The organism is Enterococcus sp. DIV2453a (assembly GCF_050533535.1).
GTDB classification, from domain to species: Bacteria; Bacillota; Bacilli; order Lactobacillales; family Enterococcaceae; genus Enterococcus; species Enterococcus faecalis.
Genome location: NZ_CP172899.1, coordinates 745662 through 763320, shown reverse-complemented (window position 1 = coordinate 763320; position 17659 = coordinate 745662). Strand labels below are relative to the sequence as shown.

17 protein-coding genes and 1 riboswitch are annotated in these 17659 nt (G+C 38.0%); of the genes, 7 read left to right on the top strand and 10 right to left on the bottom strand.

Annotated features, from left to right (window positions below):
- Positions 1-98: 98 nt before the first annotated feature.
- Positions 99-779 (bottom strand): uracil-DNA glycosylase, encoded by a 681-nt coding sequence (locus IGK03_RS03755; RefSeq protein ID WP_002363309.1) that lies wholly within the window; start codon positions 777-779, stop codon positions 99-101.
- Positions 780-912: 133 nt separating this feature from the next.
- On the opposite strand from IGK03_RS03755, the gene IGK03_RS03750 reads away from it, so the two are divergent.
- Both IGK03_RS03750 and IGK03_RS03745 read left to right on the top strand, forming a co-directional pair.
- Positions 913-1782, top strand: a complete 870-nt coding sequence (locus IGK03_RS03750) for a Cof-type HAD-IIB family hydrolase (RefSeq protein WP_002383369.1) — start codon at positions 913-915, stop codon at positions 1780-1782.
- Between the two features lie 51 nt (positions 1783-1833).
- Positions 1834-2358: an LURP-one-related/scramblase family protein gene (locus IGK03_RS03745; protein ID WP_002355833.1), complete on the top strand. Its 525-nt coding sequence runs from the start codon at positions 1834-1836 to the stop codon at positions 2356-2358.
- A 45-nt stretch (positions 2359-2403) separates the two neighbouring features.
- Here the strand turns inward: IGK03_RS03745 and IGK03_RS03740 are convergent, their stop codons facing one another.
- The 3 genes from IGK03_RS03740 to IGK03_RS03730 all read right to left on the bottom strand — a co-directional run bounded on the left by IGK03_RS03740 (position 2404) and on the right by IGK03_RS03730 (position 5300).
- Complete coding sequence (locus IGK03_RS03740; protein ID WP_002355832.1) at positions 2404-2967, bottom strand: GNAT family N-acetyltransferase; 564 nt, start codon at positions 2965-2967, stop codon at positions 2404-2406.
- A gap of 96 nt (positions 2968-3063) precedes the next feature.
- The gene (locus IGK03_RS03735) at positions 3064-4284 is read right to left on the bottom strand and encodes a 3D domain-containing protein (protein ID WP_002397936.1); all 1221 of its coding nucleotides are present in this window, start codon (positions 4282-4284) and stop codon (positions 3064-3066) included.
- A 248-nt stretch (positions 4285-4532) separates the two neighbouring features.
- Positions 4533-5300: a putative ABC transporter permease gene (locus IGK03_RS03730; protein ID WP_002387023.1), complete on the bottom strand. Its 768-nt coding sequence runs from the start codon at positions 5298-5300 to the stop codon at positions 4533-4535.
- 125 nt (positions 5301-5425) lie between these two features.
- Here IGK03_RS03730 and IGK03_RS03725 point away from each other — a divergent pair, with 125 nt between their 5' ends.
- The gene (locus tag IGK03_RS03725; protein WP_033624867.1) at positions 5426-7153 is read left to right on the top strand and encodes an ABC transporter ATP-binding protein; all 1728 of its coding nucleotides are present in this window, start codon (positions 5426-5428) and stop codon (positions 7151-7153) included.
- On the top strand, positions 7143-8909 hold the full coding sequence (locus tag IGK03_RS03720; RefSeq protein ID WP_002355825.1) for an ABC transporter ATP-binding protein: 1767 nt from the start codon (positions 7143-7145) through the stop codon (positions 8907-8909). The genes IGK03_RS03725 and IGK03_RS03720 overlap by 11 nt, the downstream gene beginning before the upstream one ends.
- A gap of 51 nt (positions 8910-8960) precedes the next feature.
- On the opposite strand, the gene IGK03_RS03715 is transcribed toward IGK03_RS03720, so the two are convergent.
- Together IGK03_RS03715 and mgsA are read right to left on the bottom strand one after the other, a co-directional pair.
- On the bottom strand, positions 8961-9509 hold the full coding sequence (locus IGK03_RS03715; RefSeq protein WP_002385065.1) for a folate family ECF transporter S component: 549 nt from the start codon (positions 9507-9509) through the stop codon (positions 8961-8963).
- A 30-nt stretch (positions 9510-9539) separates the two neighbouring features.
- A riboswitch (THF riboswitch) is annotated at positions 9540-9707 on the bottom strand.
- Between the two features lie 66 nt (positions 9708-9773).
- Positions 9774-10196, bottom strand: coding sequence for a methylglyoxal synthase (mgsA, locus tag IGK03_RS03710; protein WP_002355823.1), 423 nt, complete (start codon positions 10194-10196; stop codon positions 9774-9776).
- A 185-nt stretch (positions 10197-10381) separates the two neighbouring features.
- On the opposite strand from mgsA, the gene IGK03_RS03705 reads away from it, so the two are divergent.
- Positions 10382-11485, top strand: a complete 1104-nt coding sequence (locus tag IGK03_RS03705; protein ID WP_002355822.1) for an ABC transporter ATP-binding protein — start codon at positions 10382-10384, stop codon at positions 11483-11485.
- Positions 11486-11535: 50 nt separating this feature from the next.
- Here IGK03_RS03705 and IGK03_RS03700 read toward each other — a convergent pair whose 3' ends face one another.
- The 4 genes from IGK03_RS03700 to IGK03_RS03685 all read right to left on the bottom strand — a co-directional run bounded on the left by IGK03_RS03700 (position 11536) and on the right by IGK03_RS03685 (position 14537).
- Positions 11536-12153 (bottom strand): hypothetical protein, encoded by a 618-nt coding sequence (locus IGK03_RS03700; RefSeq protein WP_002355821.1) that lies wholly within the window; start codon positions 12151-12153, stop codon positions 11536-11538.
- 126 nt (positions 12154-12279) lie between these two features.
- Positions 12280-13167 (bottom strand): 16S rRNA (adenine(1518)-N(6)/adenine(1519)-N(6))-dimethyltransferase RsmA, encoded by an 888-nt coding sequence (rsmA, locus tag IGK03_RS03695; RefSeq protein ID WP_002358849.1) that lies wholly within the window; start codon positions 13165-13167, stop codon positions 12280-12282.
- Positions 13168-13185: 18 nt separating this feature from the next.
- Complete coding sequence (gene rnmV / locus IGK03_RS03690; protein ID WP_002383361.1) at positions 13186-13770, bottom strand: ribonuclease M5; 585 nt, start codon at positions 13768-13770, stop codon at positions 13186-13188.
- On the bottom strand, positions 13767-14537 hold the full coding sequence (locus tag IGK03_RS03685) for a TatD family hydrolase (protein ID WP_002358846.1): 771 nt from the start codon (positions 14535-14537) through the stop codon (positions 13767-13769). The genes rnmV and IGK03_RS03685 overlap by 4 nt, the downstream gene beginning before the upstream one ends.
- Before the next feature lie 134 nt (positions 14538-14671).
- Here IGK03_RS03685 and IGK03_RS03680 point away from each other — a divergent pair, with 134 nt between their 5' ends.
- Both IGK03_RS03680 and IGK03_RS03675 read left to right on the top strand, forming a co-directional pair.
- Entirely contained in the window at positions 14672-16894 is a 2223-nt protein-coding gene (locus IGK03_RS03680) for a HelD family protein (protein ID WP_430602477.1), read from the top strand.
- A gap of 120 nt (positions 16895-17014) precedes the next feature.
- Complete coding sequence (locus IGK03_RS03675; protein ID WP_002383359.1) at positions 17015-17620, top strand: hypothetical protein; 606 nt, start codon at positions 17015-17017, stop codon at positions 17618-17620.
- Positions 17621-17659: the final 39 nt, after the last annotated feature.

Genomic DNA, 17659 nt, shown 5'->3' with positions numbered 1-17659 from the left:
TAACAGTTTTTTCTAGCTGTATTAGTCAAAAAAACCAATAATCCGATAAACTTTTCACAAACTAACTCTTCTACACTATAACAGCATACACTGTTACACTACACTGTTTCAGGAAGTTGCCAATCAATCGGCGTTTCCCCTAAACGTTCTAGAGCAGCATTCGCTTGAGAAAACGGACGTGAGCCAAAAAAACCACGATGCGCTGACAATGGACTTGGATGTGGCGATTTGATAATCACATGCCGAGTCGTATCAATCATTTTAATTTTTTCTTGAGCTGGACGTCCCCATAAAATGAAAACAACGGGTTTTTCACGCTCATTCAACTTTTCGATAATGACATCTGTCAGTTGCTCCCACCCTTTACCTCGATGGGAATAGGCTTGACCTGCCCGAACGGTCAACACAGTATTTAATAATAACACGCCTTGTTTGGCCCAGCTTTCTAAAAAGCCATGGTTGACGGGTTGGTACCCTAAATCAGCTTGTAATTCTTTGTAAATATTCGCAAGAGATGGCGGCACTTTCACACCTGGCTGGACAGAGAAACTTAGTCCGTGTGCTTGATTGGGTCCATGATATGGGTCTTGTCCCAAAATTACTACTTTTACTTCTTCAAAAGGGGTTAGTTCTAACGCTGAAAATAAATGATACATATCTGGATAAATCGTTTGTGTCTGATATTCTTTTTTCAAAAATTCCCGCAATTCTTGATAATACGGTTTTTCAAATTCAGCAGATAAAACGGTTTGCCAACTATTGTGAATAATTTCTTTCATAATGCTCACTCCTTCGCTCTCTAAGCATAACGAATTTCTCCAAACCTGACAAGAAATTTCTGGGTACTTTCTCTTGGAAAAACGTGGTAAACTATAGGTAAGCTTTAAATAGATAATGAGGTGTAGAGAATCGATGATTAAATTAATTGCTTCAGATATGGATGGAACACTTTTAGATGCAAAAATGAGCATCACAAATGATAACGCTTCAGCAATTCGCGAAGCGGAACGTTTAGGAATCGAATTTATGGTTGCTACTGGCCGCGCATATACCGAAGCGAAACCCGCGTTAGAAGAAGCTGGAATTGACTGCGCTATGATTACTTTAAACGGCGCCCAAGTGTTCGACAAAGATGGACACTCACTTTTCACGGCTGGGATCGAAAAAGAAACAGTAACAGAAGTACTAACTATTTTGAGTCAACACAATGTTTACTATGAAATCTCTACAAATAAAGGTATTTTTTCTGAACATCAAGAAAAAAGAATTGAAAACTTTGCCGCTCATATTGCAGAATCCATGCCCCATTTAACTTATAAAGTGGCGATCGCCATGGCTTCAGCACACCTATCTTTATTGCATATTACCTATGTTGATCGTTTAGACGACATTTTAAAAGATGATTCGATTGAAGTCCTTAAAATTATTGGCTTCAGTATGGATGGGCCGAAAGTATTAGGTCCTGCTGGGATGGAAGTAGAAGAACTAGATGATTTGGTTGTTACCTCTTCTGCGCTTAATAATATTGAAATTAACCACCGCCTAGCACAAAAAGGGATTGCGGTTGCGCGCGTCGCTAAAGAACGTGGGATTCCCGCTGAACAAGTCATGACTATTGGTGATAATTTAAATGACGTCAGCATGATTCAATGGGCTGGGGTAAGTTTTGCAATGGGCAATGCCGAACTGGAATTAAAAGAATACGCTAAATATGAAACAGCCACTAATTTAGAAAATGGTGTTGGCGAAGCCATCCTGCGTGCAATAAGAGAAGATTTGTAATAAGCACTACCAGTTACAGCACTCATTTATATATAGAAAGGAGATCGTGTCGTGTCTGAATTTTTTATTCAAGAACAACAGTTAGGAAAAGTTACGCGAACCATCGTGAAAGACCAAGCAGGCCGTTCACTTTTTCTATTGGTGGGGCGCTGGGGCACACGAGGAGATGCGCTTTCTTTATATGCAATGAACGGAGAAATTTTAGCCAGTATTAAACAAGTTTCTTGGACTTTTGGTACACGATTTGAGTTATATCAGCGTTTTGAAAAAGTGGGTACTCTACGGAAACTGTTCAATTTGAATGCTGATTTCTATTATGTTCAAGGCCTTCACTGGGCAGTTGTTGGGGATATCAAAGCGCACCAATATTCAATTTATCAAGTCCATAAAAAAATCATGTCAATGGATAAAACCATGCTTTGTACAGGCGACTATTTTGTTTTAACTGTTGCCAATGATGAGGACGCACCGTTGTGCATCTGTATAGCAGCTGTCCTTGACTACTGGTTATATAATAAGAAAAAACAAAAAACTTCCGATGATTTTGGATTAGATTTTGATCCTTTAACGGATTAATGAAAAATAACGAAGCTAAAGTGATTGACTTTAGCTTCGTTATTTTTACACTTCTTTTTGCATATGATTGTATAAGTGACCACTAATAGTCATTGTTGTGACATCTTTAAAGCCTTTGCTTGCGTATAACTTTCTCGCCCCAGGATTGTCAAAGTCAACATTTAGACCCAAGGCTTGCTTCCCGCTAGCTTTGGCTACTTCAGGTAAAGCATCTAATAACTTAGAACCAATGCCCATTCCGCGGAAACGTTCATCCACAGAAATCGTGTCTAAATACCATTCATTAGGCAAGGTTTCTTCTTCAATAAATAGCCGAACATCTTCTGCTAAGCCATGTTTTTTAAAGACTTCTCTTAAAGGTTCATCAATAATCTTTTCATCTTCCGCAGGATAGCCGACAGCAATCCCTGCAACTTCACCTGCATGTTCATAAACTAAAATTCGTTGATAGCCATAGCGATAGGTTGGATACGCCGTTGCCTCTGCTAATAGGTCAATCATTTGTTCTTCTGAGACTTCTTCTAAAATTGGTAACTCCATATCTTTTAAAATGACTAAGACCAGCCGAGCAATCGCTTGACCGTCTTCTTTTGTTGCCGAGCGAATCATTGTAATTCTCCTTTACATTTAACTAAAAAAGAACTGGCTACTATCATTACTGACTTAGCCAATTCCTTTTATCTTGTCTTTAGTATAACAAATTTATTATTGAATTTCTACTGTAACCTGACGTCGTCCCCAAAGACGGCATTGGTCTACTGAATCAAAATGAACATCAATAATATTTCCTTGAATAGCGCCACCTGTATCTCCAGCAATAGCAAAGCCATAACCAGAGACTTTCACTAATGAACCTAGAGGAATTACACTTGGATCGACTGCAACTACATTGCTTTCTTTACTTAAGTCAATACCAGTAGCACTTAGATTACTTGCACCAGCTTCGCGCCAAGAATAAGCAGTTGATTCCATCTGAAGCACACGACCAGAGCCAGTTCCTGGTGTTGATGATTCGCCTGTCGATGATTCTGGCGTTGATGACGATTCGGATGAACTAGCAGAACTTGAAGATTCAGTGCTACTGCTTTCCGTACTTGTAGAAGAGCTTGATGCTTGACTGCTTGACTCTTCAGCAGCTTTGGCTTCTAGTTTAGCCGCCGCATCTGCTTGCGCTTGTTTGTCGGCAGCTGCTTGTTTCTTCGCTGCTTCTGCTTTGGCAGTTTCTGCCGCACGTTTTTTCTGTGCCTCAGCTGCTGCTTTTTCGCTGACTAAGCGTTGTTGCTCTTTCTGTTTGTCTGTCGAAATTTGAGCCAATAATTCTTCATTATTCGCCATTTTTTCTTTTAACTCAGAGACTTTATTATTCATTGAAGAAGCTTCAACTTGTAATTTCTCTTCATTTTGCTTTAAAGTTGTTTGCGTATTTTCAACTTTTTCTTGTAATGCAGCTAACTTTTCTTTTTCGCTAGTTAAGCTTTCAATCTTTTCCCGTTCAAAGTTTTGTAAAACGGTCATGGCGTAGGCCCGATTAAAGAAATCTGATAAATTTTCTGCATCTAATAAGGCTTGCCAAGTACGTTGGTCGCCATTTAATTGAATATCCTTCATACGATCGCCAACAGCTTCTTTACGACGAGAAATATTTTTTTCTGTTTTTTCTATTTCCTCTTTCGAAGTTTTCAACGTATCTTCCGCTTTTGAAATTTGCGTTTTTAAACGTTCGATTTCCGCATATTTAGCATTTACATCGTCTAAGGCTGAATTGATTTCTTTACTAATTAACTCCCCAGATTGTTTCGCTTGCGCTTCTTTTTCTTGCAATGAATCAAGTGATTCTGCTGCAGCAGCGACTGGAAGTCCAAAATTGATAAGCATCATTGTTGTTAAAAATGGTATCAACTTTTTAACCTTCACTAAATCCAACACCTTTCCTAACTTATCTAAAACACCTACTCATTATACTAGTCAGGAGGGCTTGTTTTATTTCAATCATGTTACAATTTATTACAATTTAAATGCAACTCTTTTTTTATCCTGCGTTTATTCATTAGTCCATTTCTATCTCAATTCTTTAAGAATTTCTTAAGACGCCTTAAAAACTAGCTTTTGACGATTTTTCTTTTTTTCATCTCATTAGACCATTGATTGAAATATTTTGTAATATTTTTTGTTAATTATTGGCCCTTTTTCTTCAAATCTTCTAAGAGATGCCGAACTTCTTTGGAATTTTTAATGTTTTTTAAAGTTAGTTTTGGGTAATTGTTAATAAAACGACGTTGTTGGAAATTTAACCGATTTTGGAAATGCTCTTTTTTGGTTCGTTCTTTTAACTTCTGCCAATCAGCTGTAGCGATTTCCATTTTTGTGTTCAACCGTTGCTTAAATTCTTGTTGGTTCGTTTCCAACGTTTGGCCCATCTCGGTAATAAGTTTTTTGAAACCTTGCATGTTCAGCAACGTATAAATTAAGTCAAGCCCCATTACAATCACTATGCAAAGGGCTAAGTAGTTGCCAAAGGTTGCTTGTAAAAAGCTGACAACTTTGGCGATTTCTGGTTGAATAACTTTGACAATCAAGACACACCCCAATCCCCAAAAAAGAGAAACCGGTAAAGCCACACGACCGTTTAAATTAAAAGGTACATCATGATAATCCCACCAAGAGGCATGGAACAGTTTTTCCAAGCCATAACTAGTGACATATTCTAAAATCGTCACTAAAACAGCCGATCCGACATACAATACCAAGAGATTGTTCTCGAAGGGTTCCACAAAATAGAGAACGCTTAAGACCCCAAATCCATAAATAGGACAATAGGGCCCTACCAAAAATCCTCGATAAACAAATTTTTTGGCTTTTAATGAACAATACACTGTTTCCCATAACCAGCCGATAAAGGAATAAATAAAAAACAACAAAATAACCTGACTCATTTTTTCCACGTTTCTGTCACACTCCACTTCTTTGCGCTTTTCTTCTATTTTAACAGAAGTTGAGAAAATGTAGCGAACAACTTTCTTTCATTGAAAGATTAGGCTACAATGAGAGCAGCAAAGGGAGGAATCTTATGTTTGGTTTATTGAAATACGCAAAAAATTATCGAAAACAAATTATCCTCGGTCCAGTCTTCAAATTTTTAGAAGCTTGTTTCGAGTTAGTCTTGCCCTTATTCATGGCTCACTTAGTCGATGTCGGTATTCGTCAAAACGACCGACAGACTGTCATAGAAATGGCCCTCTGGATGCTTGTTATGTCGTTAGTTGGTTTATTTTTTGTCATGATTTGTCAATACTATGCTTCAGTCGCTTCGCAAGGTTTTGGGACGGAGCTAAGAAATCAATTAATGAAGAAAATTAATCAGCTTTCACACAAAGAATTGAATAGTTTTGGTACAGATACCCTCATCACCCGGATCACAAACGATATCAACCAGCTTCAATTGGCTTTAGCGATGTTTATTCGGTTGGTCATTCGGACACCTTTTTTAAGTATCGGTTCTGTGGTCATGGCTTTTTACATTGATGTGCAGATGGGCTTTCTTTTCCTATTACTTTTACCAATTTTTAGCCTTATTCTCTTTATTATCATTAAAGTGACTGTGCCTTTATATCAAAAAGTCCAAGAATATTTGGATCGGTTAAACCGTCAAATTAGTCAAAATTTAAGCGGTGTCCGTGTAATCCGTGCGTTTGCTAGAAAGGAAACAGAGCAACGACATATTGATAAAGCTTCAGATGATTTAGGCGATATTTACATTCGTGTATCGAATGTCTCTGCTTTATTAACGCCTTTAACCACTTTGATTATGAATGTTGGAATTTTATTTTTACTTTATTTTAGTGGCTTAAAAGTTTCTTTTGGTTCCTTGCAACAAGGGGAAGTTTTAGCATTGATCAATTATATGAATCAAATGATGCTCGCTTTAATTGTTGCTTCTAATCTCGTGGTAATTTTTACGCGAGCCGCCGCTTCCGCAAACCGTGTCAATGAGGTTTTAACTGTAGAAAGCCAGTTAACAGATACACCAGAATCAGCAAAAACATCTCCACAATTTGGTGATATTACCTTTGACCATGTAGATTTTCGCTATGAACCAGAGGCCGGTTTGGCTTTGGAAAATATCAATTTTACGATTCCTAAAGGCTCAATTCTCGGCATCACGGGACCTACCGGCAGCGGGAAAAGTACCTTAACCCAACTCATTCCCAGATTTTATGATGTGAGTGCAGGAAACCTTTTTATTAATGGTGTAAATGTGCGCGATTGGCCGCTCTTTACTTTACGCCAACAAGTTGCAAGTGTTCCACAAACTGCCGTCTTATTTACAGGGACTATTCGAGAAAACTTACAATGGGGCAAACCAAATGCAACTGATGAAGACTGTTGGGAAGCATTAGCTATCGCCCAATGTAAAGAATTTGTTGAACAATTAGACCAAGGGTTAGACACGCCTGTTAACGAAGGCGGAAAAAACTTTTCTGGTGGACAAAGACAACGGTTGACCATTGCCCGTGCCTTGATTAGGAAACCGCATTTACTTATTTTAGATGATTCCTTGAGTGCCCTCGACTATCAAACAGATTTGAATCTGCGCCGTGCTTTACAAAAAGAACGAGCAGAGACAACCGTTATTTTAATTTCACAACGCGTGAGTTCGATTGCAACGGCGAATCAAATTTTAGTCCTAGATAGTGGAAAAGTCGCTGGCCTTGGCACCCACGAAGAATTACTTACTTCTTCTAAAGAGTATCAAGAAATCGTTGCGTCACAGGAGGAGGATACCCATGCAAACTAAAAAAATTCATTTTGGTGCCTTCTCACGTTTTAAGCCGTATTTACTACGCTATCCAAAAGAAATTATCGGCGCCTTAATTCTAGGAATTCTCAGTGGTTTTTCGACTGTCCTCATGACTTATTATATAGGTAAATCCGTTGATACAATGGTTGGTAAAGGACAAGTCAATGCTGCGCAACTCATCAAAATTTTAGGTTTATTAGCAGGGATTTTACTCGTAACCGTTCTAAGTCAATGGCTGATTCAACGTCTCGGTAATCGCGTGTCTTATTTATCGACCACACAGCTGAGAAAAGACGCCTTTGCCCATTTAAATCAATTACCGTTAAGTTATTATGACCAAACGTCACACGGAAATATCGTCAGTCGCTTTACCAACGATATTGACAATATTTCAATGGCTTGCTCGGCTGTCTTCAACCAATTATTTTCTGGCATGGCCACCGTCGTTGTTGCTTTGCTCTTTATGATTCGGCTAAGTCCCCTGCTCACATTAGTGGTTCTTATCAGTACGCCGATTATTTTTATTGTAAACTGGCTTGTTGCAAAAGCTTCACAAAAAAACTTTGCTGCACAACAAACGATTGTTGGTGAAATTTCCGGCTTCGTTTCAGAAATGGTTGGCAACCAAAAAATTGTTAAAGCCTTTCAACAAGAACAAGCTACGCAAGAAACATTTGAAGCATTGAATCAAACGTTGTATGAAAAAGGACAGAAGGCTCAGTTTTCTTCCTCCTTAACCAACCCACTTTCTCGATTTATCGACCATTTATCTTACTTATCGATTGGATTAGTCGGTGGCTTGTTAGTTTTAAGTGGCAATCCTTTAGTCACAGTTGGTGTTATTTCCAGTTTCACTATTTACTCTAGTCAATTTTCTAAACCTTTTATTGAACTCTCAGGAATCACCAACCAAATCCAAGCCGCCTTAGCTGGATTGGAACGTACCTTTGATATGATGGATCAACCAGTTGAACGTCCTGATGCCCCGAACGCAATTGTTTTGAAAGAAGCGCGAGGCCGTGTTGAATTTAAAGACGTTGATTTTTCTTACACGCCGACGCGACCTTTAATCGAAAACTTTAATTTAATTGCTGAACCAGGAGAAACAATTGCCATTGTTGGGCGAACTGGTGCGGGTAAATCAACATTAGTGAATTTGTTAATGCGCTTTTACGAGGTCGACCGTGGCCAAATTACGGTCGATACTCACGACATTACTCAAATTACTCGGGACAGCTTACGAAAAAGTTTTGGTATGGTTCTCCAAGATACTTGGCTATTCGATAGTTCCATTCGGGAAAATTTAACGTACGGGAATCCTGAAGCCTCTGACGAAGAAATTATAGAAGCCATGAAAAAAGCCCATATTTTTGATTTCGTCATGCGTTTACCTCAAGGACTAGATACCGAGATTGGTTCCCAAGGCGTTAAAATTTCTGAAGGACAACGACAATTAATGACCATTGCACGCACGATGATTAGTAATCCGCCGATGCTTATTTTAGATGAAGCGACCAGTTCAGTTGATACATTGACCGAACAAAAAATTCAGGATGCTTTTTTACAAATGATGACTGGCCGGACCAGTTTTGTTATTGCCCATCGCTTAGCAACAATCAAAAGTGCTGAAAAAATTCTAGTTATGGATAATGGTCAAGTGGTTGAAATTGGCACCCATGACGAATTATTGCAAAAAGAACAGGGTTATTATCGTGACCTTTACGAAGCGCAGTTTAATCAAAAAGCACAATAAAAAAGAGTCACTTTTCTGGGATGATGAAAAGTGACTCTTTTAATTTTAAATTTATTGATCTAATTCAGATAATGGTTTTCCAAATAAACGTTTAAAGGGAATTTTATTGCCTAAATAATAAGTGGCAATTACTTGAATAGGAAAGAAAATAACTGTTTTAATTAAGCGTGGTACCCACCAAGCAAAATTTGCTAGATTGACGCCATACATTAAACTTAACCACAAAGGAGTTAAAATGATATTAATTAAAACGGTGACCAACAATGTCGCCAAAATCACTCGTTGCCATGTCATTTCTTTCTTATAATAGAAATAACCATAAATAGCACCAGCCAAAAAGGCATTTAAAGTAAACCCAGGAAAATAGCCTGCCTTTGGAAAAAGCAACATTCCTACCACATCAGCCACCGCCGTGCCGATTCCAGCCCAAAAAGGTCCGAAAATCATCCCAATCAATGATTCTGGGATAAACGTGAAACTGATTTTTAAAAACGTTGTTTCATACGCAAAAAAGCGTGAAAAGACAACGACCACCGCAATGAGTACGCCCATTAACGCAATGGATTTTGTGCCAAATTTTTTCTTTGTCATTTTTAGCATCTCCTCTAAGAGCTGCTACATGACGAACCATGCAGCGAATGCGAAAACAAAACCGCGAACATTAAAAAGCTGAACGTGTTGTTCTGATGATAAGCAAAGTAAGAACCTTTGCTTTCTAGCAACACACTGTTTATGTTCTTCGTCCAAAAGGCAACATCCCATCCTTTTAGCACTTAACGCTTTGTCTCCTACTCTGTTATTTTATTTGGACAAAAGTCCTCATAAAATATACCACAAAATAGTCAAAATAACCATTAAGGTTCTCTAAAAAGCTAACGGTCGACGATCCCCTTCATGGATGACCTCACGGAAGTCCGCAAACCCCGCCTCGACACCTCTCAAAAGAATTTCAGCACTGCCGATATTGGTCGCTAAAGGAATTTCATAGACATCACTTAGACGAATCAAAGCCGTCACGTCTGGTTCATGCGGTTGCGCGGAAAGAGGATCTCTTAAAAAAATAACTAAATCAATGTTGTCTTCTGATATCATTGCACCAATCTGTTGATCCCCACCTAATGGCCCCGATTTAAAGCAATGCACGGGTAAGCCAGTTGCTTCCATCACTTTCATGCCTGTCGTTCCCGTTGCATACAATTCATGTTTTTCTAAAATATGTTTATAAGCGGTTGCTAGTTTGATCATTAATGTTTTTTTACGATCATGAGCGATTAAAGCGATTTTCATGTTATCCAACTCCTGTCTTTGTTATATTATAACAAAAGTTTATCGATAAATCCGCTGAGAGTGTTTGCCCTTTGTCACCTTGACGAAAAAGTCTTCTTTTTCTTGTGCAACTCTCCCTTGCTGAAAGATAGCGTTTTCATTTAAACTATGAGTAACAAATCAAAAAGAAAAGAGTGACGTATCAAATGGTGGAAATGGCGCTTAGAAATGTGTATAAAAAATATGACAATGCAGAACATTATTCTGTTACAGATTTTAACTTAGAAATTACAGACCGTGAATTTATCGTCTTTGTCGGACCTTCTGGTTGCGGTAAATCAACAACATTGCGAATGATTGCTGGCTTAGAAGATATTACTGAAGGTGAATTATCAATTGGGGACAAAGTCATGAATGACGTTGCACCGAAAGATCGTGATATTGCCATGGTTTTCCAAAACTATGCGCTTTATCCGCATATGACTGTTTTTGATAACATGGCTTTTGGTTTAAAACTAAGAAAATATGATAAAGCTGAAATTAAAAAACGGGTGGAAAATGCTGCGGATATTCTGGGCTTAACAGAGTACTTACAACGTAAACCTGCGGCGCTTTCTGGTGGACAACGCCAACGTGTTGCACTTGGCCGGGCAATTGTCCGTGATGCCAAAGTCTTTTTAATGGATGAACCTTTATCAAACTTGGATGCAAAATTACGTGTAGCCATGCGTGCTGAAATCGCTAAACTACACCAACGTTTAGAAACTACGACAATTTATGTGACACATGACCAAACCGAAGCGATGACCATGGCTGATCGAATCGTAATTATGAAAGATGGCTTTATTCAACAAATTGGTTCACCAAAAGAAGTTTACAATACACCAAAAAATATGTTCGTAGCTGGGTTCATCGGCTCACCTGCCATGAATTTCTTCAAAGTTACCTTAAACAATGGGGTTATTTCTAACCAACATGGCTTAAAACTAGCAATTCCTGAAGGAAGAAACAAAGAGCTTGTTGAACATGGTTATGAAGGCAAAGAATTAATTTTCGGTATTCGTCCAGAAGATATTCATAGCGAACAAGTGGCTTTAACGGCAATGAAAGATGCGGTGATTAAATCTGAAGTCGTTGTTTCTGAATTATTAGGGGCTGAATCCATGCTTTATACAAAAATTGGTGATACAGAGTTTATCTCAAAAGTAGATGCTCGTGACTTCCACCATCCTGGTGAAATGATTGACTTAGCTTTTGATATTAACAAAGGACATTTCTTCGACCCTCAAACAGAAGAAGTCATTAAATAAAAAAATCTCGAGGCATCCGTCGCAATGACGGATGCCTCGATTGTTTCTCTTTATGCTAATTTAACCTTCTTCTTTATCACTTTGGGTTGTTTTGCTTCTGTAAAAGTTGGAATATCTACATGTTTACTTAAGGTACTTGCTAAAAAGTAGGCAATACTGAAATCCACCAAACTATGAATTAATCCACCAACGCCCATCAAAAGAAAAATAGAATACATGAAGCCGGCTGTATAATAGGTTCCTGGCAAGTTGCCCATTGTGTAAAATACAGAAACAACCACTAGCTCGGCAGCGGAATGAATCACTCCAATTCCCACGTTAAACAACTGTAATTTCCCATTTAATAAAGTGAATTTCCCCTCTTTATTGATTAAAATTTCTGGATGCTTTTGTAAAATCACTGCGCCAATGACTGCAAAAATCAAATGAGATAAGGCCCGCAAAGCAATAATCGGTGTTGCGGATAAGAAAAAACCAAAACCTGTTCCTAGACTAACCGCAATTGCCACCACTGGAGAAATAAACATGGCAATAAAAACTGGGACGTGACTTGCTAACGTAAAACTGGCTGGACCAATGGTAATTCTTGGCATAACCATTGGAATGATAATCCCCATTGCAATTAAAAGTGCTGAAATTGTTAAACGTTTTACTGAGTTTGTTTTCATTAAAACTGCCTCCTGAAGGTGTCATGACACCTTTTGTTTTTCTCAAGTGTAGCTGAACAGCCGCAATGTGTCAAGACACATAAAAGAACTTTCTGTTATTTCTCATAAATAACAGAAAGTTCTTTTTTATACTGGTTTATTTTTTTCTAGAGCATTACTTAGACGAGCGAATTCTTCTAAAGACAATGTTTCACCACGTCTAGAAGGATCAATTTCTGCTTCAGCTAGGCTCTCTTTTAGCCAAGCTACCGTTTGTTCATCTTTCCCATAAAAATGCGTTAAGTTATTCCACAATGTTTTGCGTCTTAATTGGAAACTGGCTTTGGTTAATTTGAAAAATTCTTTTTCATTGGTCACTGTCACCGCTGGTGTAGCACGGCGCGTCAATTTAATAATCGCCGAGTCAACATTGGGTTGCGGCACAAAAACTGTTTTTGGCACAATAAAGGCGACACTTGCTTCCATAAAATATTGGACAGCAATTGATAATGAGCCATAAGCTTTCGTTCCTGGTTTAGCAGCAATTCGATCAGCGACCTCTTTTTGCATCATCACAACCATTTCGGCTACATCTAAAGAAGATTCTAAAAAATGCATCATAATTGGCGTAGTAATATAGTAAGGTAGGTTAGCTACCACTTTAATCGGATACTTCTCTTGAAAAACTTGGTTGGTTGTCTCGACCAAATCAGCTTTTAAAACATCCTGATGAACCACTGTCACATTATCATAGCGACTTAAGGTATCCGCTAAGACAGGAATCAAGCGATCATCAATCTCAAAAGCCACAACTTGTGCTGCGTTCATCGCTAATTGCTCTGTTAATGCACCAATTCCAGGCCCGACTTCGACAACATTTGTCTGCTGATTAATTCCCGCTGTTTCTACAATTTTTCTTAAAATATTAGGCTCTGTCAAAAAATTTTGACCTAAACTCTTTTTAAATGAAAATCCATGTTTTTTTAGTATTTCTTTGGTTCTGGATGGTGTGGCAATTTCTTTATAGTCCGTCACGCTTGTTCCTCCATGTAGTTATTCTTCGTTTGCAAGTTCTTTTAAAATACGTGTCATGCTTTCTTTCAATTCTGCTTCTGTAATCCGAAACATGCTTAACCGTTTGACTAACTGTTTGCTATTTGTATAGCCAATTCTTAGGTCATCTCCTAATAATTCACGGTATTTTTTGGCATTTGCTCCCGCTATTAAACCATATTCAACTAGTGTTTGTCTAGGAATTTCTTGATAGTCTTCATCAGCTTGAACAGGTGTTACGACTTTTTTTAAGGCTTCAATAATTGCTTCATCACTAGCATGTTCAACCCCTAGGCTACCGCCATTTTTTTTAGGCACTGCAACTTTTCTTGATAAAAAAGCATGCTTTGCATCAGGAACGACTTCCATTATTGTTTTACGAATTTTTTCGCCCGAATAGTCTGGATCTGTAAAAATAATCACGCCTCTCGTTTCTTGTGCGTGTTCAATTTGTGTCAAAATTTCATCATTGATAGCAGAGCCAATCGTTTCAATCGTATCTGCTGTAACTACCTCTTGAATGCGGCGTGTGTCGTCTTTTCCTTCAACGACAATGATTTCTGCAACTTTCATTTTTTCCTTCATTTATCTATCCGAAACAAGCGATGAGCGTTGACTCTCGTTTGTTCTGCCACTTCTTCAAAGGTTAGTTGACGCAATTCAGCAATTTTTTCCACTACGTATCGTGTATAGCCTGGTTCATTCCGTTTACCACGATAAGGAACGGGAGCTAAATAGGGTGCATCTGTTTCCACCAACATTCTTTCTAGTGGTACCGCCATCGCCGCTTCTTGAACATCCAATGCCTTTTTAAACGTTACGACTCCACTAAAAGAAATATGCAGACCTAAATCTAAAAATTTCTTCATCCACTCAGCATCGCCACTGAAACTATGCATGATTCCACCAATATCTGAAATTTTTTCATCTTTTAAAATTCGATAGGTATCTTCTAGTGCCTCTCTCGTATGCACACTAAACGGTAAATTCATTTCCCGAGCAATCGCAATTTGACGGCGAAAAACTTTTTCTTGCACCTCTTTAGGATCCTCCATCCAGTAATAATCAAGACCGATTTCACCTAATGCGACAATTTTTGGCAACGTTAATTGTTCTTGTAATCGTCGTTCAACCTCTGGCGTATAGCTACCCGCTTCTGTTGGATGCCAACCAATGATACTATAAATATTGGCATATTCCTGACTAAGTAAAAGAGATTTTTCAATCGTTGGTTCATCAAAACCGACCACGGCCATCTCTGTAACACCCAATTCTTGGGCATGTGCAATCGTTTCTGGAATATCATCATTAAATTGTTCTGCATTCAAATGTGTATGTGTATCAAAAATCATTATGATTGCCTCCTTTATCTCCTCTCTACTTTATCATATTTCTTGAAAAATCTGAATGACTAGGCGACAAGATTCGCCATTTCCTCATAAACAGCGCTTGCATTTATGCTAAAAGTAACGTATACTATTCAGTCATGTTATTAAAAGGAGGAATCTCCATGACCGATGAAAAAATTTATGAACAACAGCATTTAACAACGGTTTATCATGAGCTGCAAGCGGCTAAAAAAGTTTACGAAGAGCAATTGGCGAACACAATGAAAGATGGCAAACATATGCTAGAGGAATTTGGTCGCGATTCTAAGCTGAATTTTGATAGTTATGCCGATAATCTAGAAACGTTTGCCATGTTGGAAATGAAGAACCGTGAAATTGATCAGTGGAACTTAAAAAATGAAGCAACGGCTAAAAATTTAGACAAAGTGAAACGCCTATTACAAGTTCCTTATTTTGGCAAAATTGGCGTGACTTTTGAAGACAGCCCTGAAGAGCCAGAAAACTTTTATATTGGCGTAAACGATTTTACTTCTTTAGAAGAAGAAACGCGCATTCACGATTGGCGCTCACCGATTGCTTCGTTATTTTATGACAATGTTTTAGGAAAAACAGCCTACATGGCACATCAACAAACCATTCCTGTACAACTTGATTTGAAAAGACAGTTAATTATTGAAAAAGATCAATTAATCAACTATTTTGACACAACCATTGCGATTCAAGATGATGTGTTATTGCATTCTTTAGAAGAAGATGCTTCTCCTTATATGAAGGACATTACGACAACCATTCAACAAGAACAGAATCAAATAATTCGTGACGAAACGCAGCCACTCCTACTAGTCAACGGGATTGCTGGTAGTGGGAAAACGTCTGCGATTATGCAACGGATTGCTTATTTACTTTATCAACATCGAGCAGAAATTACAGCGGATAATATTTTATTACTTTCACCAAATTCAACATTTATTGATTATATTTCTCAAGTTTTACCGAATTTAGGCGAACGAAATCCCTTGAATTTGACTCTTTTACAATTTTTGCGCTTCACTACCAAAGAAGCATGGCCAATGGAAGAAGAAACGGACTATTTCGAACGCATTACTCGCTCTGAGGCAACGGAGCAAGAGCACGTTATTCGTTCAAAAGAATTTGCAACGTTTCTTTTAAGCAATCCTGAAAAAGCGGTTGTGCAGCCACATTTTTTCCGTCCTTTAACTTTTAAAAAGCAGACCTTATTTACTTCAGAAACAATTTTTAAACTTTATCAAGAAACACCAGCTGACTTGAGTATTCGCCAACGAATTTCAGCCACAAAAGAAAAGTTAACCAGTCTTTGGACACGGTACTTATTAAAACAAGCCCATTCTAAAAAAATGTTGGATCAATTCCAAGATTTAACAGAAGCTGAACAAGTTCGTTATTTTGGCACAGTGATTACCGAAGATAATGAAAAACATCTGGCTGATTTTGCTTTAAAACGTTTGAAGAAAAAATATCGCTCTGTCACTGCCGCTATCAAAAATGATGCTTGGCTAGATCAATGGGCCTTTTTTGAAACGTTTTATTCTTTATTCACTGAAAAATCGTATCAAAAAGAGACAGCTGTTTTCACAGCCGATGAAATTGTGGCCCTTATTTTGGTGAAACATGCATTTATTGAAAACCTCGCCAACCAGCAAATGGCTTTTATCCTAGTCGATGAAGTCCAAGATTATACAGAAGCCCAATTATTATTACTGCTGACACTTTTCCCTAAAGCTAGTTTTACTTTAGCTGGTGATGAAAATCAAGCCATTTTTAATACAGCCATTGAATTTTCTGAAGCCCATAATTTATTGGTTAACGAAACCAGCCGTTCTGTTGGAACCTATCAATTATTAAACAGCTATCGTTCAAGTAAAGAAATTACACGACTCTTCCAAACATTAGGCACTCAACCAGAGCAATTAACCATTGTGCCCATCCGGCATGATGGAGAAAAGCCGACATTTATTCCTTGTGACTCTGCGTCTGACTATCTTAAAGCAATCGTCACTTCCATTGCAACTTTTGATCCGAAAGAAAGCACCGCCATTATTACTAAAACTTTTGCAGAAAAAGAACAATTAACAAAAGAACTTAGTGCTTCTCTTTCATTGGAAGAACATCCGTCACTGCAAGTTTTATCAATTGATATGGCAAAAGGTCTAGAATTTGATAATGTAATTCTTCATAACCCAAATGTTAATCGTTATTCCGACAATAAACGAGATAAAAAAATCCTGTATACTGCTATTTCTCGTGGAATGAAACGGGTCGTTTTACCTTATACCGGCACACTTTCTGAATGGTTTACACCTTACTTGGCAGCCCAGTAACTGAGACTTAAGGCGGATTTTATTTTTAGAAAAACCACTTATAATAGACGAGTAGGTACTGCTTTTTAATTAGCAGACCTACTCGTTTGTTGTCTCTTAAGTTGAGAGGAGCGTGATAAGGTGAAACAATCACCTGATTTAGAAAATTTTTTAAAAACCTCTATCCAAAAAAATGTAACTATTGAGCGAAAACAACAAAACCAAACCATTTGGCACTGGCTACTGCTTATTTTATTTGGCTTGCTAACCTTTGGCTCACTGACACAGCAGTTACTCCTAATTGGCTTGTTTACACTTATTGCCGCTATTGTTAAAGGTCCCTTAATGCTCGTCTGGGGAACCATCTATTCGGCGTTAGTGGCTTTGTTTCCACCTTTTGCTTTAGTCCTATCTTTACTTTTTTTTATAATTAATTTAGGCACCGTTATGAAAAGTTGGCGTATTACTTTAACAAGTGCTTACTTTTATCTAATTCCTTTAGGTTTTAGTCTCTTGAAAACGACCGACTGGGTATCAACGCCTTATTTCCTGACAGGCTTGGCTTTGTTAAGTATTTTAGGGCTGCATTTTATATTAGAGTGGCTCTATAAAAATAATAGCTTAGGCCGCTTACTCACGTGGCAAATTATCAGTGTCCCTTTTTCACTCTTACTGATCATTTTACCAAGTCGCCTAACGAAAGGCCGTTTTGGTAAAAAACGAATACCTAAAAAAGTGAAACTCTAAAATAGAAAAGCCTAGGAAAAATCGCAAATGATTTTTTCT

Bases quoted from the DNA above. Each gene is read 5' to 3' on its own strand.
- IGK03_RS03680 (WP_430602477.1), top strand. From the start codon at position 14,672: ATGTTATTAAAAGGAGGAATCTCCATGACCGATGAAAAAATTTATGAA.
- IGK03_RS03685 (WP_002358846.1), bottom strand. From the start codon at position 14,537: ATGATTTTTGATACACATACACATTTGAATGCAGAACAATTTAATGAT.
- IGK03_RS03755 (WP_002363309.1), bottom strand. From the start codon at position 779: ATGAAAGAAATTATTCACAATAGTTGGCAAACCGTTTTATCTGCTGAA.
- IGK03_RS03700 (WP_002355821.1), bottom strand. From the start codon at position 12,153: ATGAAAACAAACTCAGTAAAACGTTTAACAATTTCAGCACTTTTAATT.
- IGK03_RS03750 (WP_002383369.1), top strand. From the start codon at position 913: ATGATTAAATTAATTGCTTCAGATATGGATGGAACACTTTTAGATGCA.
- IGK03_RS03715 (WP_002385065.1), bottom strand. From the start codon at position 9,509: ATGCTAAAAATGACAAAGAAAAAATTTGGCACAAAATCCATTGCGTTA.
- mgsA (WP_002355823.1), bottom strand. From the start codon at position 10,196: ATGAAAATCGCTTTAATCGCTCATGATCGTAAAAAAACATTAATGATC.
- rnmV (WP_002383361.1), bottom strand. From the start codon at position 13,770: ATGAAGGAAAAAATGAAAGTTGCAGAAATCATTGTCGTTGAAGGAAAA.
- IGK03_RS03720 (WP_002355825.1), top strand. From the start codon at position 7,143: ATGCAAACTAAAAAAATTCATTTTGGTGCCTTCTCACGTTTTAAGCCG.
- IGK03_RS03725 (WP_033624867.1), top strand. From the start codon at position 5,426: ATGTTTGGTTTATTGAAATACGCAAAAAATTATCGAAAACAAATTATC.
- IGK03_RS03740 (WP_002355832.1), bottom strand. From the start codon at position 2,967: ATGATTCGCTCGGCAACAAAAGAAGACGGTCAAGCGATTGCTCGGCTG.
- IGK03_RS03705 (WP_002355822.1), top strand. From the start codon at position 10,382: ATGGTGGAAATGGCGCTTAGAAATGTGTATAAAAAATATGACAATGCA.